This is a genomic window from Pseudomonas sp. MPC6 (genome assembly GCF_006094435.1).
Classification (GTDB): Bacteria; Pseudomonadota; Gammaproteobacteria; order Pseudomonadales; family Pseudomonadaceae; genus Aquipseudomonas.
Map to the genome: position 1 here is coordinate 5,833,520 of NZ_CP034783.1, position 24,005 is coordinate 5,857,524.

At 60.0% G+C, this 24,005-nt stretch carries 19 protein-coding genes; 13 read left to right on the forward strand and 6 right to left on the reverse strand.

Translation table 11 applies throughout. The features are described from left to right. Positions 1-82: 82 nt before the first annotated feature. The 6 genes from ELQ88_RS29135 to ELQ88_RS29170 form a co-directional block, all read right to left on the reverse strand. Positions 83-859 (reverse strand): ABC transporter substrate-binding protein, encoded by a 777-nt coding sequence (locus ELQ88_RS29135; RefSeq protein ID WP_128869979.1) that lies wholly within the window; start codon positions 857-859, stop codon positions 83-85. A 320-nt stretch (positions 860-1,179) separates the two neighbouring features. Continuing rightward, on the reverse strand, positions 1,180-1,632 hold the full coding sequence (gene moaE, locus ELQ88_RS29145; protein ID WP_128869980.1) for a molybdopterin synthase catalytic subunit MoaE: 453 nt from the start codon (positions 1,630-1,632) through the stop codon (positions 1,180-1,182). A 3-nt stretch (positions 1,633-1,635) separates the two neighbouring features. Then, on the reverse strand, positions 1,636-1,878 hold the full coding sequence (locus tag ELQ88_RS29150; protein WP_128869981.1) for a MoaD family protein: 243 nt from the start codon (positions 1,876-1,878) through the stop codon (positions 1,636-1,638). Beyond that, entirely contained in the window at positions 1,875-2,348 is a 474-nt protein-coding gene (gene moaC / locus ELQ88_RS29155) for a cyclic pyranopterin monophosphate synthase MoaC (protein WP_064679623.1), read from the reverse strand. The genes ELQ88_RS29150 and moaC overlap by 4 nt, the downstream gene beginning before the upstream one ends. Positions 2,349-2,589: 241 nt before the next feature. After that, positions 2,590-3,984, reverse strand: coding sequence for a PhoH family protein (locus ELQ88_RS29165; RefSeq protein ID WP_128870169.1), 1,395 nt, complete (start codon positions 3,982-3,984; stop codon positions 2,590-2,592). Between the two features lie 336 nt (positions 3,985-4,320). Continuing rightward, on the reverse strand, positions 4,321-5,445 hold the full coding sequence (locus ELQ88_RS29170; RefSeq protein ID WP_138969056.1) for a polysaccharide deacetylase family protein: 1,125 nt from the start codon (positions 5,443-5,445) through the stop codon (positions 4,321-4,323). A gap of 254 nt (positions 5,446-5,699) precedes the next feature. Between ELQ88_RS29170 and yaaA the strand changes: the two genes are divergently transcribed. The 13 genes from yaaA to ELQ88_RS29245 all read left to right on the forward strand — a co-directional run bounded on the left by yaaA (position 5,700) and on the right by ELQ88_RS29245 (position 23,994). Then, on the forward strand, positions 5,700-6,479 hold the full coding sequence (gene yaaA, locus ELQ88_RS29180) for a peroxide stress protein YaaA (RefSeq protein WP_138969057.1): 780 nt from the start codon (positions 5,700-5,702) through the stop codon (positions 6,477-6,479). 821 nt (positions 6,480-7,300) lie between these two features. Then, on the forward strand, positions 7,301-8,617 hold the full coding sequence (locus ELQ88_RS29185; protein WP_128870166.1) for a nucleotide sugar dehydrogenase: 1,317 nt from the start codon (positions 7,301-7,303) through the stop codon (positions 8,615-8,617). 166 nt (positions 8,618-8,783) lie between these two features. Next, entirely contained in the window at positions 8,784-10,268 is a 1,485-nt protein-coding gene (gene alg8 / locus ELQ88_RS29190) for a mannuronan synthase (RefSeq protein ID WP_168187316.1), read from the forward strand. Positions 10,269-10,303: 35 nt separating this feature from the next. Further along, positions 10,304-11,473: an alginate biosynthesis protein Alg44 gene (locus ELQ88_RS29195; protein ID WP_128870164.1), complete on the forward strand. Its 1,170-nt coding sequence runs from the start codon at positions 10,304-10,306 to the stop codon at positions 11,471-11,473. A 9-nt stretch (positions 11,474-11,482) separates the two neighbouring features. After that, positions 11,483-12,994, forward strand: coding sequence for an alginate biosynthesis TPR repeat lipoprotein AlgK (gene algK, locus ELQ88_RS29205; protein WP_224790922.1), 1,512 nt, complete (start codon positions 11,483-11,485; stop codon positions 12,992-12,994). Next, positions 12,991-14,478 carry an alginate export family protein gene (locus tag ELQ88_RS29210; RefSeq protein WP_138969058.1) on the forward strand — a complete coding sequence of 496 codons (1,488 nt, stop codon included), beginning with the start codon at positions 12,991-12,993 and terminating at the stop codon, positions 14,476-14,478. The genes algK and ELQ88_RS29210 overlap by 4 nt, the downstream gene beginning before the upstream one ends. Before the next feature lie 26 nt (positions 14,479-14,504). After that, positions 14,505-16,091: a mannuronan 5-epimerase AlgG gene (algG, locus tag ELQ88_RS29215; protein ID WP_128870161.1), complete on the forward strand. Its 1,587-nt coding sequence runs from the start codon at positions 14,505-14,507 to the stop codon at positions 16,089-16,091. Between the two features lie 10 nt (positions 16,092-16,101). Next, complete coding sequence (locus tag ELQ88_RS29220; RefSeq protein ID WP_138969059.1) at positions 16,102-17,550, forward strand: alginate O-acetyltransferase; 1,449 nt, start codon at positions 16,102-16,104, stop codon at positions 17,548-17,550. A gap of 11 nt (positions 17,551-17,561) precedes the next feature. Then, positions 17,562-18,692, forward strand: a complete 1,131-nt coding sequence (locus ELQ88_RS29225; protein ID WP_138969060.1) for a mannuronate-specific alginate lyase — start codon at positions 17,562-17,564, stop codon at positions 18,690-18,692. A gap of 212 nt (positions 18,693-18,904) precedes the next feature. After that, complete coding sequence (locus ELQ88_RS29230; RefSeq protein ID WP_128870158.1) at positions 18,905-20,470, forward strand: MBOAT family protein; 1,566 nt, start codon at positions 18,905-18,907, stop codon at positions 20,468-20,470. Positions 20,471-20,481: 11 nt separating this feature from the next. Continuing rightward, positions 20,482-21,657 (forward strand): alginate O-acetyltransferase, encoded by a 1,176-nt coding sequence (locus tag ELQ88_RS29235; protein WP_138969061.1) that lies wholly within the window; start codon positions 20,482-20,484, stop codon positions 21,655-21,657. A 14-nt stretch (positions 21,658-21,671) separates the two neighbouring features. Beyond that, a complete protein-coding gene (locus ELQ88_RS29240) occupies positions 21,672-22,325 on the forward strand; it encodes an alginate O-acetyltransferase AlgF (protein ID WP_128870156.1) in 654 nt (217 codons plus the stop codon). A gap of 217 nt (positions 22,326-22,542) precedes the next feature. Continuing rightward, positions 22,543-23,994, forward strand: coding sequence for a mannose-1-phosphate guanylyltransferase/mannose-6-phosphate isomerase (locus tag ELQ88_RS29245; protein ID WP_128870155.1), 1,452 nt, complete (start codon positions 22,543-22,545; stop codon positions 23,992-23,994). Positions 23,995-24,005 lie beyond the last annotated feature (11 nt).

The window sequence follows — 24,005 nt, forward strand, 5'->3', positions numbered from 1 at the left end:
TACACGGAATCCGCGTCGTTCAGCAACTTGGCGTTCACTGAAGATCCCCTGTAGGAGCCGGCTTGCTGGCGAAGGCGGTCTATCAGTCGCCGTAGATATCAGACTTGAAGTACTTCTCGGAAATCTTCTGGTATTCACCACTGGCGCGAATACCGTCGATGGCCGTGTTCAGTTGGGTGACCAATTCGGCGTTGCCTTTGCGCACCGCAATCCCGGCGCCCTCGCCCACGTATTTCGGATCCTTGAGCTCCGGCCCGACAAACGCATAGCCTTTGCCACGGGGCATCGTCAGGAAGTCATTCAGCGGAATGGTGTCGGCGAAAATCGCGTCGAGGCGACCGGCCGCCAGGTCCATGTAGATCTCTTCGTTGTTGCTGTAACGCTTGACGTTGACGCCTTTGGGCTCAAACACCTCGGTGGCGTAACGATCGGTGGTGGTTGCGCGTTGCACGCCGATTGTCTTGCCTTTGAGGCTGGCGTACTGGTCATCCACCACCGCCCCTTCCTTCATCACCAGGCGCGATGAGGTGAAGTAGTACTTGTGGGTGAAATCCACCGACTTCTTGCGGTCTTCGTTGATGGTCATGGACGACAGCGCCATGTCGATCTTCTTCACCTTCAAGGAAGGAATCAGGCCATCGAACTCGCCTTCGACCCACTGGCACTTGACCTGCATCTGCGCGCACAGGGCATTGCCGATGTCATAGTCGAAACCGACGATCTTGCCTTCGGCGTTTTTCGATGCGAACGGTGGATAGGCCGCCTCGATACCGATGCGCAGGGTTTTCTCGGCGGCAAACAGCGTGCTGCACGCCAACAGGCTCAGGGCCAGACCGGTGATGAGGGGGAATTTCTTCATGTTCGTTCTCTCGCGGGTTGTTGTTGGTTTGGCAAGACAGAAGAAAGAGCAGAAACGGGGGGGAGGCCTTTTTTGTACTTATAAATCCATACTGGACTTTTATGTATTAGGCGTCAATTGGGGGGAGTAAAGATGTGCCGGCCGGTGGTCGGGAGGTGGTCGGGAGGTGGGTCAGGCGGAAATCGGGTGTTGCGGATGGCCTCTTCGCTGGCAAGCCAGCTCCTACAGGTAGGGTGTCAATCGCATGATAGGTGGTGCACGACACAAAACCTGTAGGAGCTGGCTTGCCAGCGAAGGCGTACTGGAAAGCGCCACAGAACTTACTGCTTCCAGCGATCCGCCGCCGCATGATCACTGTCACGCCCTTCCACCCAACGCGCGCCATCGCTGGTGTGTTCCTTCTTCCAGAACGGCGCGCGGGTTTTCAGGTAGTCCATGACAAAGGCGCAGGCGTCGAATGCCGCCTGGCGGTGGGCGCTGGCGGCGCCGACGAAGACGATCGGCTCGCCCGGTTCCAGGGCGCCGATACGATGCAGCACTTCCAGCTTGAGCAACGGCCAGCGCTGCTGCGCCTCAACCGCGATCTTGCCGAGGGCTTTTTCGGTCATGCCGGGGTAGTGCTCCAGAAACATCCCGGCCACATCCAGCCCCTCATTGAAGTCGCGCACGTAGCCGACAAAACTCACCACCGCACCGACGCCGACATTGGCGGCATGCATGGCGTTGACTTCAGCACCCGGATCGAACGCCGTGGACTGCACGCGAATCGCCATGACTCAGCCTCCGGTTACCGTCGGGAAAAACGCCACTTCGTCGCCATCGCTCACCGGCTCGTCGAGCTGGCACAGGTCTTCGTTGCGCGCGCACATCAGGTTCTGCTCGCTCAGCACTTCGGCACCGTCACGCTGGACCAGCAGTGCGCGCACGTCATCAACGGTGGCGAAGTCGCCTTCAACCCTCACAGAGTCGACGCCCAGCGCTTCTCTATAACGAGCGAAAAACTTCACGGTGACGTTCATGGCTGATCCGCCTGGAAATGGCCGCTCTTGCCGCCGAGTTTCTCCAGCAAACGTACGCTTTCGATGGTCATGCCGCGATCCACGGCCTTGCACATGTCATAGATCGTCAGCGCCGCCACACTGGCGGCGGTCAGGGCTTCCATCTCGACGCCGGTCTGCCCGGACAACTTGCAGCGCGCGACGATGCGCACCGTATCGTCGCCTTCGGCACTGAGTTCGACCTTGACGCCGGTGAGCAGCAACGGATGACACAGGGGGATCAGATCGCTGGTTTTCTTCGCCGCCTGAATGCCGGCGATGCGCGCCACGGCAAACACATCACCCTTGGGATGACCGCCGCTGACGATCATTTGCAGGGTGTCGGGCAGCATGCGCACCAGCGCCTGGGCCGTGGCTTCGCGGAACGTCACGGCTTTTTCGGTGACGTCGACCATGTTGGCGCGACCTTGGGAATCGAGATGAGTCAGCACAGGGATACTCCTGATCAGGAGTCCCGATTGTAAACCTGTGGGTCAGATTTCCGCACCTTTGATTATCAGAGTCACCACCCCCCCTGTGGGAGCGGGCTTGCTCGCGAATGCGGTGTGTCAGTCGCCACAGATAGAGACTGTCACCCCGCATTCGCGAGCAAGCCCGCTCCCCCATTTCGATTTGAGTAAGGCATAAAAAAACCGGACGACCTGGAAGTCGCCCGGTTTTCGGGTTACGTGGTTACAAATGCGATTCGGCGTATTCGGCCAGAATCGAACGCGGCACCCCTTGCAGGGTGATGTGCACACCATTCGGGAAATCTTTGAAACGTTCGGTCAAGTACGTCAGCCCGGAGCTGGTCGCGGACAGGTAAGGGGTGTCGATCTGCGCCAGGTTGCCCAGGCACACCACTTTGGAACCGGCGCCGGCACGGGTGATGATGGTTTTCATCTGGTGCGGCGTGAGGTTCTGGCATTCATCGATCAGGATCAGGCTCTGCTGGAAGCTGCGACCCCGAATGTAGTTGAGGGATTTGAACTGCAGCGGCACCTTGCTGAGGATGTAGTCGACGCTGCCATGGGTGTTTTCGTCATCCATGTGCAAGGCTTCGAGGTTGTCGGTGATGGCGCCCAGCCAGGGCTCCATTTTTTCCGCTTCGGTGCCGGGCAGGAAACCGATCTCCTGGTCCAGGCCCTGCACGCTACGGGTCGCGATGATCCGGCGGTAGCGTTTGCTGACCATGGTCTGCTCGATCGCCGCCGCCAGGGCCAGGATGGTTTTACCCGAGCCGGCGGCCCCGGTCAGGTTGACCAGGTGGATATCCGGATCGAGCAAGGCGTACAGCGCCAGGCTCTGATAGATGTCACGCGGTTTCAGGCCCCAGGCTTCCTGGTGCAACAGGGGTTCCTGGTGCAGGTCGAGAATCAGCAGCCGGTCTTCCTCGATCTCCTTGATCCAGCCGACAAAGCCCTGTTCGTCGATGATGAACTCATTGATGTGCACCGCCGGCAGGTTGTCGATCAACTGCACCTGGTGCCAGGTGCGACCGTGGTCCTGACGGGTTTCGACATTCTTCACGCGGTCCCAGAACGAGCCGTCCATGTTGTGATAACCATTGGGCAGCAGCGAGACGTCGTCAACCAGTTGGTCGGTGCTGTAGTCCTCGGCCGCGATCCCGCACGCCCGGGCCTTGAGGCGCATGTTGATGTCTTTGGTGACCAGCACCACGGGCAGCTTGGGCTCGCGCGCGTGCAGGTCGATCAGCTGGTTGATGATGATGTTGTCGTTCAGGTGCTCGGGCAGAATGATGTTCGGTTCGGCGCGCTTGCTCATCAGGATCGACAGCAAACCCTTGGGCCCGCTTTTGCCCCGCTGGATCGGCACACCGAGCTCGACGTCTTCAGGGCTGGCGTCGCCCAGGGTCTTGTCGATCAGCCGAATGGCCTGGCGGCATTCCGCGGCCACGCTGTGATGCCCGCTCTTGAGCTTGTCCAGCTCTTCAAGCACGGTCATGGGGATGGCAACGTGGTGTTCTTCGAAATTAAGCAGGGCGTTTGGATCGTGGATCAATACGTTGGTATCGAGTACATAAAGGATTGGCTGGTTGGAGGAAAAACTACGTCCGTGATCATCCATACTCGGTCACCTTTGTGGGAGCCAGTCGACGCAATACCGTGACAGTGCTGCGCCTCGAAGTGGCCACCGAATTCACCTGCGAGGGTTCAAGTGAACTGCGAACAAGCTGGGTCTTGGAAGACGCCACCTGTGTTGCAGGTTTCGGCGGTCTGTCTTCGTAATACTCCAAAACCTGTGACAGTAAAAAGTACTTTGACGCTTTTTTGAAGTTTATTTTTCAGAGTGACGAATAGCCCTTGGCGTGCAGGCAATGTGCCGTTAAAGTCGGAAGTCCGCCTGCACCGAATTCCCTCCTGAAATCGCCCTCCGCCCAATGTTTACGGGATTTTGCCGTTTTCAGCGAAACCCGTCCTGACAGTCTTCCCAACCGATCCCGCTCTGCGCCGTTTGCGTGACGAGCCAGGGCATCGCTGTTTTCACGCCATCTTGCTTGACGTTGAAATTGATCACGCCGTGGCGCCACAACAGCATCAGGGTCAACACCCGTTGCGCGCTCTGGTCGGGCTTGAGCTTGCCCGCGCCGTCCTGGGCATCGATGTCCCACAGCGCCACTTGCAGGCCCTGGGCGTTGAAGAAGGTTTCGGCGTCCGCACGACGCTGACCGTCAGGCGGGCGGAACAGCGGCAGGTAATTCTCCGGCAGTTTGCCTTTGACCAGTTCGACGCTGCGTCGTACCGAGTCCTGCCAGTCCTGCCAGTGGCTGTGGGAACGGAACTCCCAGCCTTGCACGCCGATGCATTGCATTGAATAAGTGGCTTGCAGGCTGGCGACCGAACGCTCGGCCAGGCGCGCCTGGATGTCCTTGCCGAGGACGAAGAAGGTGCCGCTGATGTTCGACTTGCGCAGGTACTCGGTGACCCAGGCGGTGTTGTCCGGGGTGGCATTGGCGGCGCTGTCGAAGGTCAGCAGGAACAGCCGGTCATTCATCTGCTCGCCGTTGCGCTCATGCTCGCCAAAACGATCGACTTCGCTGCTGGTCTGAGGAAACAGTGCAGCCTTGCGCAATTGCTCGTCCAGGTAGCGGGCATGGAACAACCGACTCGGCTCGGCCCACTTGATGTAGTAGCTGTCGTCACTGACCTGAAACTTGGCCGCCTGCTGGCGCAAGGTGTCCAGGTCCTCGACCAGGAAACAGAAGGAGGCATCCTGATCGCAGCTTTGCTGGGCGAAGTTGTAGTTGCCCAGCAAGCGTTGCCACAGGCGCTGACGCAGGTGGTTGACCGACGCCAGGTTGATCGTGCGCAGGCCCAGGCGCTGGGCCAGGCTCGGTTCGTCCAGGGATTCGCTGGCCAGCAGGACGCTGGCGAACATCAGAATCTCGGCGCGCGAGGCGACGTCGAACAGGGTCGGGTTGTTGAGCTGTTCGGGCCAGGTAGTGCGATCCAGCGTCGCCGCCTCGCCCGGTGCCGCCAGGGCGCTGAAGCTCAAGAGCCAGGCCGAGAATAGAAAAGCGATGCGCAATGGGATGTCTCCATAACAAAACCCGGGCGGCACTATAGCTGATGCCGAGGGTGCCACGGCCTCCTGTGGGAGCGGGCTCGCTCGCGAAGGCGGCGTGTCAGTCGGCATCATCGGAAACTGACACACCGCCTTCGCGAGCAAGCCCGCTCCCACAAGGGGATAGCGGATAGCCACCGATCACCTATCACACCCATAGCTGGAGTCAACACGAACAACCCCCTAGAATCGCCCCCACGATTAAAGGAGACGACTTCATGCTGATGGTGATTTCCCCCGCCAAGACCCTCGACTACGAAACACCGCCGGCAACCCAGCGCTTCACCCAGCCGCAATACCTCGACCATTCCCAGGAGCTGATCCTGCAGTTGCGCGAGCTGAGCCCGATGCAGATCAGCGAGTTGATGCATGTCTCCGACAAGATCGGCGGGCTCAACGCCGCGCGTTTCGGCAGCTGGACGCCGGCCTTTACCCCCGCCAACGCCAAACAGGCACTGCTGGCATTCAAGGGTGACGTGTACACCGGGCTGAACGCGCAAACCTTCAGCGAAGCCGATTTCGATTATGCCCAGCAGCACCTGCGCATGCTGTCGGGCCTCTACGGCTTGTTGCGTCCACTCGACCTGATGCAACCGTATCGCCTGGAAATGGGCACCAAACTGGCCAATGCCCGCGGCAAGGACCTGTATGCGTTCTGGGGGACGCGGATCAGCGAATGGTTGAACGAAGCCCTGGCGGATCAAGGCGACGACGTGCTGCTGAACCTGGCCTCCAATGAGTATTTCAGCGCGGTCAAGCGCAACGCGCTGAACGCGCGCATCATCAATACCGAGTTCAAGGACCTGAAAAACGGCCAGTACAAGATCATCAGCTTCTACGCAAAAAAAGCCCGCGGAATGATGAGCCGGTTTGTCATTGAAGAGCGGGTCAACGACCCGGCTGCCCTCAAACAGTTCGACGTGCAGGGCTATCGCTACAGCGCCGAGCAGTCCTCAGCGAACAAGCTGGTCTTTCTGCGCGATCACGCGCCAGAGTAGTCACCCGGTCGGCGCACGACACTTCATGAGCCGTCATGCGCCGACGTCTGATCGTCGAACAATCCCCCGCCCACTTCGACGTCTTATTGACGTCAGAAATCCAGCGCTCATTTCTCTAACTTTAGTTTCACTCGACTTCGCCGATTTTTTTCCGTAGTGGCACCGAAAATTTTCAGCGGTAGTGGCACATTCCTATCTATTGCGCTCATAGCCCTATGTATCAAGGGTGAAACAGACGTTGCTAGCAATATGAAAGCAGTGCCATCTCAGTCAATATTTCAAGAAATTTCAGGATTCGCGATGAGCGGGCCGGAACTATGTCCAGATGCGTAGTTCATACCACCGGTAACGATTCTCACGGTGCATGTACGAGATAACTTACGCAGAACAGTGATTCACCCAGCGAAGTTGTCACATTAACTTCCGCGACTAATCCCTGATTTGCGCAATACCTGAAGGACAGGAGATAACGCATCAACACTATCCACTGTCAGGCCAAGGCCACGCCCCTATAAACGTGCTCGCCTGAGCACCCAACCGCTTGATTTACGGGCTATTTGCCTGGCATTGAGCGCGCAAGACCTTTGCACCCGTGACTTCCGCAGAGAAGCTCGGCTGCATGACAGGGCATATCATAATAACAAGGCCTAGTTCGCACATCCTGAGTGTACTTATTTAGACACTCGGAACTTATTTTGCCTGAGCGCTGCAGTATGGCGCCGATAAGGCCGCACTTGCGAGTGCACTACCGCTTAACACCATTAATTCCGGCCATGTAATGGCTTGATGAAACAGACTTGATTAACTGAGAGGTAAATGCGATGCGCATCAGCATATTTGGTTTGGGTTACGTCGGTGCAGTCTGTGCCGGATGCCTGTCTGCACGGGGCCATGACGTCGTTGGCGTCGATGTCGCCAAAGACAAGATCGATATGATCAATGCCGGCAAATCGCCGATCGTTGAACCGGGTCTGGGCGAATTGCTGCAGAAGGGTATCGAGACGGGCCGCCTGCGCGGCACGACCAACTTCGCCGAAGCGATTCGCGACACCGACTTGTCGATGATTTGCGTCGGCACGCCGAGCAAGAAGAACGGCGACCTGGAACTGAACTACATCGAAGCCGTGTGCCGCGAGATCGGTTTTGTCCTGCGTGACAAGACCACCCGCCACACCATCGTGGTTCGCAGCACCGTACTGCCGGGCACCGTGGCCAACGTCGTGATCCCGATCCTGGAAGACTGCTCCGGCAAGAAAGCCGGTGTCGATTTCGGTGTCGCGGTGAACCCTGAATTCCTGCGTGAAAGCACCGCGATCGCCGACTACGACCTGCCACCGATGACCGTCATCGGCGAGTTCGACAAAGCGTCGGGCGATGTCCTGCAATCGCTGTACGAAGAACTCGACGCACCGATCATCCGCAAGGACATCGCTGTCGCCGAGATGATCAAGTACACCTGCAACGTGTGGCACGCCACCAAGGTGACCTTCGCCAACGAAATCGGCAACATCGCCAAGGCTGTCGGCGTCGATGGTCGTGAAGTGATGGAAGTGGTCTGCCAGGACAAGACGCTGAACCTGTCCCAGTACTACATGCGCCCTGGCTTCGCGTTCGGCGGCTCCTGCCTGCCGAAAGACGTGCGCGCCCTGACCTACCGCGCCGGTTCCCTGGACGTGGAAGCGCCGCTGCTCAACTCGCTGATGCGCAGCAACGTGTCCCAGGTGCAGAACGCCTTCGACATCGTCTCCAGCCACGGCAAACGCAAAGTCGCCCTGCTGGGCCTGAGCTTCAAGGCCGGCACCGACGACCTGCGCGAAAGCCCGCTGGTTGACCTGGCGGAAATGCTGATCGGCAAGGGCTACGACCTGAGCATCTACGACAGCAACGTCGAATACGCCCGTGTTCACGGCGCGAACAAGGACTACATCGAGTCGAAGATCCCTCACGTCTCGTCCTTGCTCAACGCCGATTTCGACAGCGTGATCGACAACTGCGACGTGATCATCCTCGGCAACCGTGACGAGAAATTCCGCGCACTGGCGCAACAAGCGCCACAGGGCAAGCAAGTGATCGACCTGGTCGGTTTCATGTCCCAAGCCACCAGCGTCAGTGGCCGCACCGAAGGCATCTGCTGGTAACCGGCGGGTTGTAAGCGCTTCGCGCTGATCGCCAGCAAGCCGGCTCCTACGGGGGCCGGCTTACCCGCGAACGCGTTATCACGGGCGCCGCAACCTTCGGCATTTACGCCTGCCTTAACCCCATCGGGCCACCCCACAGGCTCGCCCGAGATCGAGACGGATGCAGATTATGCACAGGCTAAAGCACGGCCTACTTCAGGCCGCCGGTTGGCTGTTTTACCTAAGTTTATTGATGGGCATCGCCATGGCGTTGCCTGCGTCCACATTCGACTCCGAGTCGAGGGACTTTATCTTCCTGATCGGTATCGTCGGTATCTGGCGCTACTCGATGGGTGCCACGCACTTTCTGCGCGGCATGCTGTTTCTGTACGTGGTCTACCCGCACCTGCGGCGCAAAGTGCGCAAGCTGGGTAAAGCGGCAGACCCGTCCCATGTGTTCCTGATGGTCACCAGTTTTCGAATCGACGCGCTGACCACCGCCCAGGTCTACGCCTCGGTGATTCGCGAAGCGATCGACTGCGGCCTGCCGACCACCATGGTCTGCTCCATCGTGGAAATGTCCGATGAGAAGCTGGTGAAAAGCCTGTGGTCGCGGATGAACCCACCGGACCGCGTCAAGCTCGACTTCGTGCGCATTCCCGGCACCGGCAAGCGCGACGGCCTGGCCTACGGTTTCCGCGCCATCTCCCGCCACTTGCCGGACGACCGCGCCGTGGTTGCAGTGATCGATGGCGACACCGTGCTGGCCGAAGGCGTCGTGCTCAAGACCGTGCCGTGGTTCCAGCTGTTCGGCAATGTCGGCGGCCTGACCACCAACGAGTTCTGCGAAGTGCGCGGCGGCTACATCATGAGCGAATGGCACAAACTGCGCTTCGCCCAGCGCCACATCAACATGTGCTCGATGGCCTTGTCCAAGCGCGTACTGACCATGACCGGCCGGATGTCGGTATTCCGCGCCTCCGTGGTCACCAACCCGGACTTCATCGCCGACGTCGAAAGCGATTCGCTGCAACACTGGCGCCTGGGTCGCTTCAAGTTCCTCACCGGTGATGACAAGTCGAGCTGGTTCAGCCTGATGCGCCTGGGCTACGACACGTTCTACGTGCCGGATGCCGCGATCCACACCGTGGAACACCCGCCGGAAAAAAGCTTCATCAAGGCCAGCCGCAAACTGATGTTCCGCTGGTACGGCAACAACCTGCGCCAAAACTCCCGCGCCCTGGGCCTGGGGATGAAACGCCTCGGCCTGTTCACGTCGGTGGTGCTGTTCGACCAGCGTGTGTCGATGTGGACGTCGCTGCTTGGCCTGACGGTCGCGCTCATCGCCACCGTCAAGTACGGCGCCGCGTTCATCCTGGTTTACCTGCTGTGGATCGGCATTACCCGCCTGATCCTGACCGTGCTGCTGTCGTTGTCCGGTCACACGATCGGCCCGGCCTACCCGGCGATTCTCTATTACAACCAGATCGTCGGCGCACTGGTGAAGATCTACGTGTTCTTCCGCCTCGACCGACAGTCCTGGAGTCGCCAGCCCACTTCCCTGACCCGTGATCTCGCCAGCTTTCAAGGTTGGTTCAACACTTGGTCGTCTCGGACCATGACCTTCTCCGCCGGCAGCATTTTTGTTGCCGTGCTGCTGATGATGGTCTGACCGAACTCGCCTGAATTAACTAGGAAATCGTCTATATGAATACCGCCGTCAACGCCAACGTAGTGCATGAATCAGAAGCCCAGCGCCAACACGCCCGAGTGAAAATCCCGGCCAAGCTGCGTTTCTTCGGTCCTGACCGGACTCCGGTTGAAGCCCGGGTCATCGACCTCTCCGCTGGCGGCCTGGCCTTCAACGCCGGTCAGTTGCCACTCAAGGTCGGCGAGGTTTACAAGGCTCGCCTGCAATTCGTCATCGATAACCTCGGCCTGGCCATGGACGTGGAGCTGCAAGTGCGCTCCTTCGATCGCGAGACCGGCCGCGTCGGTTGCCAGTTCCAGAACCTGGAGCAGCAGGACATTTCCACCCTGCGCCACCTGATCACCTCGCACCTGGCCGGCGACATCGTCAGCGTCGGTGAGATGCTGGCGACCCTGCAGCGCGACAACTTCACCAAGGCGCGCAAGGTCAAGGATGGCGGCCACGGCATGACCCCGTTCGGCCGTCTGCGCGCAGTGACCTTCAGCCTGGCGATTTTCCTCGTCGGCCTGACGGCCTTCGGTTTCATCTTCAAGTCGGTGTACGGCATGTACTTCGTCAGCCACGCCCAGGCCGGCCTGGTCAGCGTGCCGGCGATGAACATCACCATGCCGCGCGACGGCACCGTGCAGAGCCTGGTCAAAGACGACGGCGTTGCTGCAAAAGGCGCCCCGCTGGCGACCTTCAGCACCAGCATGCTCGACGTGCTCAAGGGCCATCTGGACGACAACCAACTGCAGCCGGCCAAGGTTGAAGAGCTGTTCGGCAAGCAGATGACCGGCACCCTGACCTCGCCATGCGATTGCACCGTGGCGCAGCAACTGGTTGCCGACGGCCAGTACGCCAGCAAGGGTGACGTGATCTTCCAACTGGTGCCGCGTAACAGCGAAGCCAACGTCGAAGCGCGCTTCTCCTATCGCCAGTTCGGCGACGTGTTGCCAGGCAGCACTGTCAGCTTCCAGATCGCCGGCGAAGACAAAGTTCGCAGCGGCAAAATCGTCAGCAGCACCAGCCTGAACAGCGCCGACCTGTCGTCCGACATCCGCGTCCAGATCAAGCCTGACGAGCCGTTGAACAGTGCTTTCGCCGGTCGCCCGGTCGAAGTGAACAGCACCCGTGGTCCGAACCTGAACTGGCTGATCGACAAAGCCATGGCCGCCGGTCTTTAAGTCGAGGACATGCCTGTGATGACTCCAAACCTCAGAACACCGCAACCCCTGTGGGAGCGGGCTTGCTCGCGAATGCGGTTTAACATTCAGAATCAATGCTGGCTGACACACCGCTTTCGCGAGCAAGCCCGCTCCCACACTGGTTATGCGTTGTGCGCAATCGCGTTGGCAGTCAGCCTCAGCGGTTGCGCCGGCCTGCCCGACCAGCGCCTGGCCAACGAAGCCCTCAAGCGCGGCGATACCGCGCTGGCGGCGCAGAACTACAAGCAACTGGCAGACCTGGGCTACAGCGAAGCCCAGGTCGGCCTGGCTGATATCCAGGTCGACAGCCATGACCCGGCGCAGATGAAACAGGCCGAGGCGACTTACCGCGCCGCGGCCAGCGTCTCGCCGCGGGCCCAGGCGCGCCTGGGTCGTCTGTTGGTGGCCAAGCCCGGTGCCACCGAAGCCGAACAGCAGGAAGCCGAAGGCCTGTTGAAAAAAGCGTCCGCCGCCGGGGAACGCAATACCCTGATCCCGTTGGCGATGCTGTACCTGCAATTCCCCCACAGTTTCCCCAACGTCAATGCACAGCAGCAGATCAGCCAGTGGCGCGCCGAAGGCAAGCCGGAAGCGGGCCTGGCCCAGGTGCTGCTGTATCGCACCCAGGGCACTTACGACCAGCATCTGGACGAAGTGGAAAGCATCTGCAAGGCCGCGTTGGCCACCACCGACATCTGCTACGTCGAACTGGCCACGGTCTATCAGAAAAAAGCCGCGCCCGAGCAACAGGCCGAGCTGATCAAGCAGATGCAAGCCGCCCAGGCGCGCGGTGCAGTGTCCGCTCAGCGCGTGGACAGCGTCGCTCGCGTACTGGGTGATGCAACCCTGGGCGCGACCGACGAGAAAACCGCGCAGTCGCTGCTCGAAGGCATCGCACCCGGCTACCCCGCTTCCTGGGTCAGCCTGGCGCAATTGCTCTACGACTTCCCGGAACTCGGCGACGTCGACACCCTGATGAAGTACCTGGACAACGGCCGTGCCGCCGACCAGCCCCGCGCCGAACTGTTGCTGGGCAAGCTCTACTACGAAGGCAAGATAGTCCCGGCCGACGCCAAGGTCGCCGAAGAGCACTTCAAGAAAGCCGTCGGCCGTGAAGTGGCCGCCGACTACTACCTCGGCCAGATCTACCGCCGTGGCTACCTGGGCAAGGTTTACTCGCAAAAAGCGCTGGACCACCTGCTGACCGCTGCGCGCAACGGCCAGAACAGCGCGGACTTCGCCATCGCCCAATTGTTCTCCCAAGGCAAGGGCACCAAGCCCGACCCGCTTAACGCCTACGTCTTCAGCCAATTGGCCAAGGCCCAGAACACCCCGCAAGCCACCGAGCTTGCGCAAACACTCGAAGCCCAGCTGCCGCCTGCCCAGCTTGCCGAGGCCCAACGCCTGTTGAAACAAGAACAGGCCGTTCGTGGTGCCTTGAGCCAGAACACGCTGGAACTGCATGCCCTGGAAGAAGAAGACGGCGAGGAATCCCTATGAAGTTGAATCCATTCGTTAAGGCCGGTATCGGCCTGTCATTCGCCCTGTTGTGGTCGTGCCCGACCCTGGCGGCCCTGACCGAAAGCAAGAACTACGGCCTTGACGTAAAAATCACCGCCCAGTCCGAAGACGATACCGACCTGGGTACGGCGAGCGGCGGCGACGTCAATGGCGTCGGCCTTGACCTGCGTCCATGGATCTATGGCGAAAGCGGCGCGTGGAGCGGCTACGCCATGGGTCAGGCCGTGACGTCCACCGACATCATCGAGACCGACACCCTGCAGCAGTCCGACAGCGACGGCACCCTGGCCACCGAAAACGGTGATCGCAAGAGCAAGAAGAACTACCTGGCGATGCGTGAGTTCTGGGTCGGCTACAGCGGTCTGACGCCCTACCCCGGCGAGATCCTCAAGCTCGGTCGCCAGCGCCTGCGCAATGACGACGGCCAATGGCGCGACACCAACATCGAAGCCCTGAACTGGACCTTCGACACCACCCTGTTGCGCGCCAACGCCGGTGTGGCCGAACGCTTCAGCGAATACCGCACCGACCTCACCGAACTCGCGCCCAAGGACAAGGATCGCCTGCACGCCTACGCCGATGCGGCGTATCAGTGGAACCCGGGCAACTGGGTCGGCATTCGCGGGCATCACACCCACGATGACGGCAAGCTGGACTACGCGCAGCCGGGTGTGGCCGCCGATTCCCTGGACAAGAAAGAAAACGGCGACATCAGCTGGATCGGCCTCACCGCCGACAGCGATGCCTATAACTGGCGCAACACCAACACCGTCAATTACTGGGGCAGCATCACCGGCATGAGCGGCGACCGCGACCGGGTCAACCCGCTGAACGCCGACGGCACAGCGCCCGCACAAGCCAAGAACAGTGGCGATGTCGATGGCTGGGCCACTGACCTGGGCGTGCGCCTGCGCCTCGATCCGCAATGGCAAGTCGGTGCAGCCTATGCCCGTGCCAGCGCCGATTACGAACAGAACGGCCTGCAAAGCAACCGCTCGAACTACACCGGTACCCGCTCGCGGGTTCACCGTTATGGCGAGGCGTTCCGTGGCGAAATGAACAACATGCAGAGCGCTTCCCTGTTCGGCTCGTGGATGCTCAACGACGAATACGACGCCAGCGTGATCTACCACAAGTTCTGGCGCGTCGACGGCAACAAGCCGGTCGGCAGCAACGGCATCAACGCCGTGCAGAACGACACCGATGACGTGACCGGCGCCGTGCTCTCCAGCACCTCGCTGCCGCTGGAAGATGGCAACAAGGACCTCGGCCAGGAAATGGACGTGGTCGTCACCAAGTACTTCAAGCAGGGCCTGCTGCCCGCAGCCTTGAGTCAATCGATCGATGAGCCTTCGGCCCTGGTGCGTTTGCGTGGCGGTGTGTTCAAGCCGGGCGATGCCTACGGCAAAGGCGTCGACTCGTACATGCACCGTGCATTCATCGACGTGATCTGGCGCTTCTGATGCGAACAGCGAAGGGAGTTCCTTACATGAACAGTCCGAAGAGAGGCTCGATCACCTTGCTGGCCGGCGCGATGCTGCTGGCAAGCTCGGCGGCCTTCGCCAGCGTGGCACCGGCAACCCCTCAAACAGGGAAGCCGGCCACCGTGGCCAAGGAACTGCAACAGGCCAAGACCTATACCGTCAGCAGCGCACCCACCGCGCCCCTGGAGTTGGAAAAGCCGAAACTGCCGGACACCTCCGGCTACACCGCCGAAGCCATCGCCGCGAAAATCGTGCGCACCAAGCCCGGCAAAGTCAGCGTGCGCCGGATGATGCAGGAAGACGCCCTGAAGGACTTCATCGGCGGTGACAACAAGATGGCCGAATGGGTGGTGCGTCAGCACGGCATCCCGCAGGCGATCTTCATCGACGACGGCTACATGAACCTCAAGGACCTGGTCAAGAAGGTGCCCAAGCAGTACTTCAGCGAAACCTCGCCGGGCGTGTTCCTGGCGAAGTTGCCGATCGTGGTCGGGCACAAGGGCATCCTGGAAATCGACAAGCAGACCCAGGAATTGCGCCTGTCCCAGGAGGCCGGTTCGTTCCTGGTCAACGACGGCCAGCTGTTTGTGCGCGATACCAAGATCACCGGCTGGCGCGAGAAGGAAAACGGTCCGGCAACCTTTAAGTCGGCCAAGGAATTCCGTCCATTCCTGCTGTCCTGGGGCGGTACCGAGACCTATATCGCCAACAGCAAGATCGCCAGTTTCGGCTATGCCAACAGTAAGTCCTACGGCGTGAGTATTTCCCAGTACACGCCGAACATGGCCAAGGTGCTCAAGCGCCCGGAACCGACTGGCTGGATCGTCGGTTCCGAGTTCTCGGACATGTGGTACGGCTTCTACTGTTACGAAGCCGAAGACTTCGTGGTCAAGGGCAACACCTACAAAGACAACATCGTCTACGGCATCGACCCCCATGACCGTTCCCACGGCCTGATCATTGCCGACAACACGGTGTTCGGGACCAAGAAGAAGCACGGGATCATCATTTCCCGTGAGGTCAACGACAGCTTCATCTTCAACAACCGCAGCTACGACAACAAGCTCTCGGGCCTGGTGATCGACCGTAACAGCGTGAACAACGTGGTCGCCTACAACGAGATCTACAAGAACCACACCGACGGCATCACCCTCTACGAGAGTGGCAACAACCTGCTGTGGGGCAACAAGGTGATCAGCAACCGCCGCCACGGCATCCGGATTCGTAACAGCGTGAACATCCGCCTGTACGAAAACCTGGCCATGGCCAACGGCCTGACCGGTGTCTACGGCCACATCAAGGACCTGACCGACACCGACCGGGACATCGACCTCGATCCGTTCGACGCACAGGTTTCCCTGATCATCGTCGGTGGCGAACTGGCCGGCAACGGCAGCGGACCGCTGTCCATCGACTCGCCGCTGAGCGTCGAGTTGTATCGCGTGTCCATGCTCGCGCCGACCAAATCCAGCGGCATCAGCTTCAACGGGATTCTTGGCGAGCGCCAGGATGAAATTCTCGACCTGCTGGTGCGCCAGCAGAAAGCCGTGCTGATCGACCCGGTCGAACGCCAGACCGAAATGCAGGACTGAGGATAATTTTATGCGCCCACACTTGATCAAATTACTCAGCCTGTCGGCCCTGGCCGCCGGCATTCTCGCGGCCAGCGGCGGCGCTCGCGCGGACGAAGCCAAGGCGCCCTCTTTCAGCGCCGAGCCGTGCTGCAACCTGTGCCCCGAAGCCCACGACGCCAAGAACTACACCACGCGCTACCAGCAGAACTTCACCACGCTGGTACAGGCCCAGGGTGACTGGCTGTTCCGGACCCAGGAAGACTTGCGCACCGAATTCGATACCACCCCCGCCGGCTACAAACGCATGAAAGAGCTGCACGATGCGTTCAAGAGCAAAGGCGTGGAGCTCGTTGTTGTTTATCAACCCACTCGTGGCCTGGTGAACCGCAACAAGCTGAACCCGGAAGAAAAAGCCCAATTCGATTTCGACAAGGCGCTGAAGAACTACAAGACCATGCTCGGCCGTTTCGCGCAGATGGGTTACGTCGTTCCAGACCTGTCGCCACTGACCAACGAATCGCTGCCTGACACCCTGCCCGCCCACGACTTCTACTTCCGCGGCGACCAGCACTGGACACCGTATGGCGCCCAGCGCACGGCGAAGATCGTGGCCGAGAAGGTCAAGCAGATTCCGGGCTTCGCCGACATTCCCAAGCGTGAATTCGAGACCCATAAGTCGGGTCGCATGGGCAAGACCGGAACATTACACAATATGGCCGGTCAACTCTGTGGCACCAGCTACGCGATCCAGTACATGGATCAATTCACCACCGAGCCTAAAGGCGAAGCCGGCGATGGCGATCTGTTCAGTGATGCCGGGAATCCGGAGATCACCCTGGTCGGCACCAGCCACAGTGGCAAGAACTATAACTTCGCCGGTTTCCTCCAGGAGGCCATCGGCGCCGACATCCTCAACGTGGCGTTCCCCGGCGGTGGCCTGGAAGGTTCGATGCTGCAGTACCTGGGCAGCGAAGAGTTCCAGACCAAGCCGCCGAAGATTCTGATCTGGGAATTCTCGCCGCTCTATCGCCTCGACCAGGAAACCACCTACCGCCAGATGATGGCGCTGCTGGACAACGGTTGCGAAGGAAAGGATGCACAGATGACCGGCAGCACCACGTTGAAACCGGGCAAGAACGAATTGATGGTCAACAGCAAGAACCTGAACCTGCAGAACAGCAGCCACCAGGTTGATATCCGCTTCGCCGATCCGTCGGTGAAAACCCTGCAAGCCACCCTCTGGTACATGAACGGTCGCCACGAGGACATCAAGATCGAAAAACCGGAAACCTCCGACACCGACGGGCGTTTCGCCTTTGAGTTGCGCACGGACGAAGACTGGGGCTCGCAGAATCTGCTGGCCGTCGAAGTCCAGGGCCCTGAAGCAGGTGCCGCGCCGCAGAAAGTCGAAGCGAAAATCTGCAAACGCAACGTGTTCCCTGGCGTTGGGCAGCGTACCGCTCAAGCCGGGCAATGAGGCAACCTCTTATGAGATGCATGCAAACCCGAACTTTGAAAAGATTGATCGCACCGTCCCTGTTGACCCTGGCCATGTTTGCCGGGGCGACTCAGGCCGCCGCGCCCCTGCGTCCACCCCAGGGTTATTTCGCGCCGATCGAAAAAGTCAAAACCGGTGACAAGAGCGAAGGCTGTGACGCAATGCCGACGCCCTACACCGGCTCGCTGCAATTTCGCAGCAAGTACGAAGGCTCCGACAAGGCCCGTTCGACCCTGAACGAGGCCTCGGAAAAAGCCTTCCGCGAGACCACTGCCGACATCACCAAGATCGAGCGCGCCACCAGCAAGCACGTGATGCAGTACATGCGTGACGGTCGCCCGGAACAGCTGGAATGCACCCTGAACTGGTTGACCGCCTGGGCCAAGGCCGATGCCTTGATGTCCAAGGATTTCAACCACACCGGCAAGTCCATGCGCAAATGGGCGCTGGGCAGCATGGCATCGTCCTACGTCCGCCTGAAGTTCTCCGACTCTCATCCGTTGGCGAACCATCAGCAGGAATCGCAACTGATCGAAGCATGGTTCAGCAAGATGGCTGATCAAGTGGTCAGCGATTGGGACAACCTGCCGCTGGAAAAAACCAACAACCACTCGTACTGGTCCGCCTGGTCGGTGATGGCAACCTCCATCGCCACCAACCGCCGCGACTTGTTCGATTGGTCGGTGAAGGAATTCAAGGTCGGCGCCAATCAAATCGACGCCGAGGGTTTCCTGCCCAACGAGCTCAAGCGCAAGCAACGTGCCCTCGCCTACCACAACTATGCCCTGCCGCCGCTGGCGATGATCGCCAGTTTCGCCCAGGTCAACGGTGTGGATTTGCGCCAGGAAAACAACGGCGCGTTGAAACGTTTGGGTGACCGCGTGCTCGCCGGCGTTGAAGACCAGGACGAGTTCGAAGAGAAGAGCGGCAAGGAACAGGACATGACCGACCTCAAGGTCGACTCGAAATTCGCCTGGCTTGAACCGTTCTGCTCGCTCTACACCTGCTCGCCGGATGTGCTGGAGAAGAAGCACGAGATGCAGCCGTTCAAGACTTTCCGCCTCGGGGGTGACCTGACCAAGGTCTACGACCCGGCTTACGAGAAAGGCAAAGGCTCCTAGGACAAACGCAAAACCCCTGTAGGAGCTGGCTTGCCAGCGAAAGCGTCTGCACATCCGATAAAGATGTCGACTGACACACCGCTTTCGCGAGCAAGCCCGCTCCCACAGGGTCAGTGCAAGATTTGAGTTGAGTGATATTCCCCCGTTTTTTGGGTGGGGGGTTTGGGGGGGCCGTTGGCCTCTGACTGTTGGTTAAACACGGAGAGATCGGGATGGTATTTTCGTCCAATGTATTCCTGTTTTTGTTCTTGCCGATCTTTCTCGGCCTGTACTACCTGAGCGGAATACGTTATCGCAACCTGCTGCTGCTGCTCGCCAGCTATATGTTCTACGCCTGGTGGCGTGTGGACTTCCTGGCGCTGTTCGCCGCCGTCACGCTGTGGAACTACTGGATCGGCCTCAAAGTCGGTGCGGCAGGCGTCAGGACCAAACCGGCGCAGCGCTGGTTGCTCCTGGGCGTGGGCGTCGACCTGTGCATTCTCGGCTACTTCAAGTACGCCAACTTCGGCGTCGACAGCATCAACGCGATGATGACCTCGGTCGGCCTGTCGCCGTTCATCCTGACCCACGTGCTGTTGCCGATCGGGATCTCGTTCTACATCTTCGAGTCCATCAGCTACATCATCGACGTCTACCGCGGCGACACCCCGGCGACCCGCAACCTGATCGACTTTGCGGCATTCGTGGCGATCTTCCCGCACCTGATCGCCGGCCCGGTATTGCGTTTTCGCGACCTCGCCGATCAGTTCAACAACCGCACCCACACCCTCGACAAGTTCTCCGAGGGCTGCACGCGGTTCATGCAGGGTTTCATCAAGAAAGTCTTCATCGCCGACACCCTGGCGGTGGTGGCCGACCATTGCTTCGCCCTGCAGAACCCGACCACGGGCGATGCCTGGCTCGGGGCCCTGGCCTACACCGCGCAGCTGTATTTCGACTTCTCCGGTTACAGCGACATGGCCATCGGCCTGGGCTTGATGATGGGTTTCCGCTTCATGGAAAACTTCAAGCAGCCGTACATCAGCCAGTCGATCACCGAGTTCTGGCGGCGCTGGCACATCAGCCTGTCCACCTGGCTGCGTGACTACCTGTACATCACCCTCGGCGGTAACCGCAAGGGCACGCTGATGACCTATCGCAACCTGTTCCTGACCATGCTGCTCGGTGGCCTGTGGCACGGTGCGAACATCACCTACATCATCTGGGGTGCGTGGCACGGCATGTGGCTGGCGATCGAAAAGGCCCTGGGCCTGAACACTTCGCCACGCAGCATCAACCCGATCCGCTGGGCGCTGACCTTCCTGCTGGTGGTGATGGGCTGGGTGATCTTCCGCTCGGAAAACCTGCACGTCGCCGGCCGTATGTACGGCGCAATGTTCAGCTTCGGCGAATGGTCGCTGTCGGAACTCAACCAGGCCAGCCTGACCGGCCTGCAAGTGGCGACTCTGGTGGTGGCGTACGCAACCCTGGCGTTCTTCGGCATCCGCGATTTCTACAGCAACCTGCCACCGGAAAAAACCAAGCCTGCGGCGAACGTCGAGGCCAATGGCCCGGCCACTGCACAGCCAGGAATGATCAAGGCCGTACCGGGCGACGACCCGGCCAGCATCCATGAACCGGGCTACACCGTCGGCGTTGAAGCGACCGTGCAACCGGCCTACTGGACCGCCAACTGGTCGCGTTATGTGATGCGCGCCCTGGTACTGCTGCTGTTCATTGCCTCGATCCTGAAACTCTCGGCGCAAAGCTTCTCGCCGTTCCTTTACTTCCAGTTCTGAGGGATCTGACCATGACCCGCTCATTACGCATCTTCTACATCGCCCTGTTCATGCTGACCCTGACGGCATTGGGCCTGTGGTCTACGCGCAGCTTCCTCGGCTTCAGTACCAATGCCGATACGACGGTGCTCAACGGCCGCTGGTCCAAGGCCGTGGAAACGCACTACGACGAAGAGTTCCCGATCAAGCGCCTGGGCACCAACCTCTGGGCCGCGCTGGATTTCAAGCTGTTCAACGAAGGTCGTCCGGGCGTCGTGCTCGGTCGCGACCAGTGGTTGTACAGCGATGAGGAATTCAATCCGATCGTCAACGAAGAGCTGAACCTGCAAGGCAACTACGCGCTGGTCGAAGGCGTGCGCCAGACCCTGAAAGAGAAAGGCGTGAAACTGGTGATGGCGATCGTGCCGGCCAAGACTCGCCTGTACCCGGAACACCTGGGTGACGTGAAGCCTTCGAGCATCCACGCCAATCTCTATCAGGACTTCCACGCCCAGGTCGCGGCCAACAAGGTGATTGCCCCCGACCTGCTCGGCCCGATGCTCAAGGGCAAGCTGGACGGTCAGCAAGTGTTCTTGCGCACCGACACCCACTGGACTCCGGAAGGCGCGCAAATCGCTGCCCAGACCCTGGCCAAGACCATTGCCGACAAGACGCCGCTGAGCGGTGAGCCGCAAAACTTCGTGACCGAACCTGCGGAAAAGGTCACGCACAAGGGCGACTTGCGTCTGTTCCTGCCGCTGGATCCGCTGTTCGAAAACCTGATGCCGGCCACCGAGCCGTTGCAGAAGCGCAACACCGTGGTTGCTGATGGCCAGGCTGGCGGTGATGACGCGCTGTTTGCCAACACCGAAGTACCGGTAGCCCTGATCGGCACCAGCTACAGCGCCAACCCTAACTGGAACTTCGTCGGTGCGCTCAAAGAAGCGCTGCACAGCGACGTGGTCAATTACGCCGAAGACGGCCACGGCCCGATTCTGCCGATGCTCAGCTATCTGCAAAGCGATGCTTTCAAGAACAGCCCGCCACAGGTGCTGATCTGGGAGTTTCCTGAACGTTATCTGCCTGTGAACAACGAAATCGGTGACGCCGACCCGCAGTGGGTCGCAGAGCTCAAAGAAGCTGGCGTTCGCCAACAAAACGTAGCCGCAAACACTAAATCCGAGACGCCCGACCGGGCGCAAAACTGAAAGAGAGGTACACCATGACTTTCACTACTACTCCTCGCCGTCTCGCTAAGACTTTGGCTCTTGTTGCTGGCATGAGCGTGTTGTCCATGCAAGCCTTCGCCGGCGACGCCGCGCTCTACGGCCCGACCGCTCCAAAAGGCTCGAGCTTCGTGCGGGTCTACAACGCCGGTAACGCTGAAGTCAGCGCCACGGTTGGCACCACCAACCTGGCCGAAGTCGCGCCGCTGTCCAGCACCGACTTCAGCTTCATGCCCGGCGGCGACTACAGCGCCAAGGTCGGCAGCCAGTCCCTGCCGGTGAAACTGGCCGGTGATCACTATTACACCCTGGTCAACAACGCCAGCGGCGCGCCGCAACTGATCGAAGAGCCGCCGTTCAAGAACAAGCAGAAATCCCTGGTTCGCGTACAGAACCTGAGCGACAAGGCCCTGACCCTGAAAACCGCCGACGGCAAGACCGAAGTGGTGCCGAACGTGGCCGCCAAGGGCCGTGGCGAGCGTGAAATCAACCCAGTCAAAGTCAGCCTGGCGCTATACGATGGCGACAAGAAAGTCGGCGACGTGAAACCGGTTGCCCTGGAACGCGGTGAAGCCGCCGTGCTGTACGTCACCGGCAACGGCAGCAGCCTGTCGCCAGTCTGGGTAAAACGCCCGGTTTCGACGCGCTAAAACATTTGCCTGATTGCCGGGATTTCACCCACAGGACCGCTGAGTAAACGCGGTCCCCTGTAGGAGCTGGCTTGCCAGCGAAGGCGCCCTCAAGGACGCCATCGCCAGCAAGCCGGCTCCTACACAGGGCGAAGGCAATCCGGACACGAAACAAGAAAAAGAGTGAAACGACAGAACGCAGTAGCTCTGACCCATACGATTTTCAAGGAGTAACAAAATGATTCCGGTGATCTTGTCAGGTGGTAGCGGCTCACGTCTTTGGCCGCTTTCGCGCAAGCAGTTCCCCAAGCAATTCCTCGCCCTGACCGGCGAACACACGCTGTTCCAGCAAACCCTGGAACGCCTGGTGTTCGAAGGCATGGACACCCCGATCGTGGTCTGCAACAAGGACCATCGCTTTATCGTCAACGAGCAGCTGCTGGCCCGTAACCTGGACACCCAGCGCATCCTGATGGAACCTTTCGGTCGCAACACTGCGCCGGCGGTGGCCCTGACCGCGATGATGCTGGTCAATGAAGGTCGCGATGAATTGATGCTGGTCCTGCCGGCCGACCACGTGCTCGAAGACCAGAAAGCCCTGCAACGCGCCCTGGCCCTGGCCACCGTCGCCGCCGAAAACGGCGAAATGGTGCTGTTCGGCGTACCGGCCACCAAACCGGAAACCGGCTACGGCTACATCAAGTCGACCAACGACTCGCTGCTGCCCGAAGGCGTCAGCCGTGTGTCGCAGTTCGTCGAAAAACCGGACGTGAAACGCGCCACCGAGTTCGTCCAGTCCGGCGGTTACTTCTGGAACAGCGGCATGTTCCTGTTCCGCGCCAGCCGCTTCCTCGAAGAGCTGAAAAAACACGATCCGGACATCTACGACACCTGCGTCCTGACCCTGGAACGCAGCGAACAGGATGCCGACACCGTCGACATCGATTCTGCGACCTTCGCCTGCTGCCCGGACAACTCCATCGACTATTCGGTGATGGAAAAAACCCAGCGCGCCTGTGTCGTGCCACTGACTGCGGGCTGGAGCGATGTCGGCTGCTGGTCGTCGTTGTGGGAAGTGAACAAGAAAGATGCCAACGGCAACGTCACCAAAGGCGACGTGGTCATCCAGGACAGCAAGAACTGCATGATCCACGGCAACGGCAAGCTGGTGTCGGTGATCGGCCTGGAAAACATCGTGGTCGTCGAAACCAAGGACGCCATGATGATCGCCCACAAGGACTCGGTCCAGGGCGTGAAACAGATGGTCAACACCCTCAACGCGCAGGGCCGCAGCGAAACCCAGACCCACTGCGAAGTCTATCGTCCGTGGGGCTCCTACGACTCGGTGGACATGGGCGGCCGCTTCCAGGTCAAGCGCATCTCGGTCAAGCCGGGCGCCTGCCTGTCCTTGCAGATGCACCACCACCGCGCCGAACACTGGATCGTGGTCAGCGGCACCGCCGAAGTGACCTGCGACGAGAACGTGTTCCTGCTGACTGAAAACCAGTCGACCTACATCCCGATCGCTTCGGTTCACCGCTTGCGCAACCCGGGCAAGATTTCACTCGAGATCATCGAAGTGCAATCGGGCAGCTATTTGGGCGAAGACGATATCGAGCGGTTTGAAGATATCTACGGTCGTTCCAACCCGATCGAACGCGGCGTGTCGGTGAAAACCATCGCGCAGTAACGCTCGGTAAT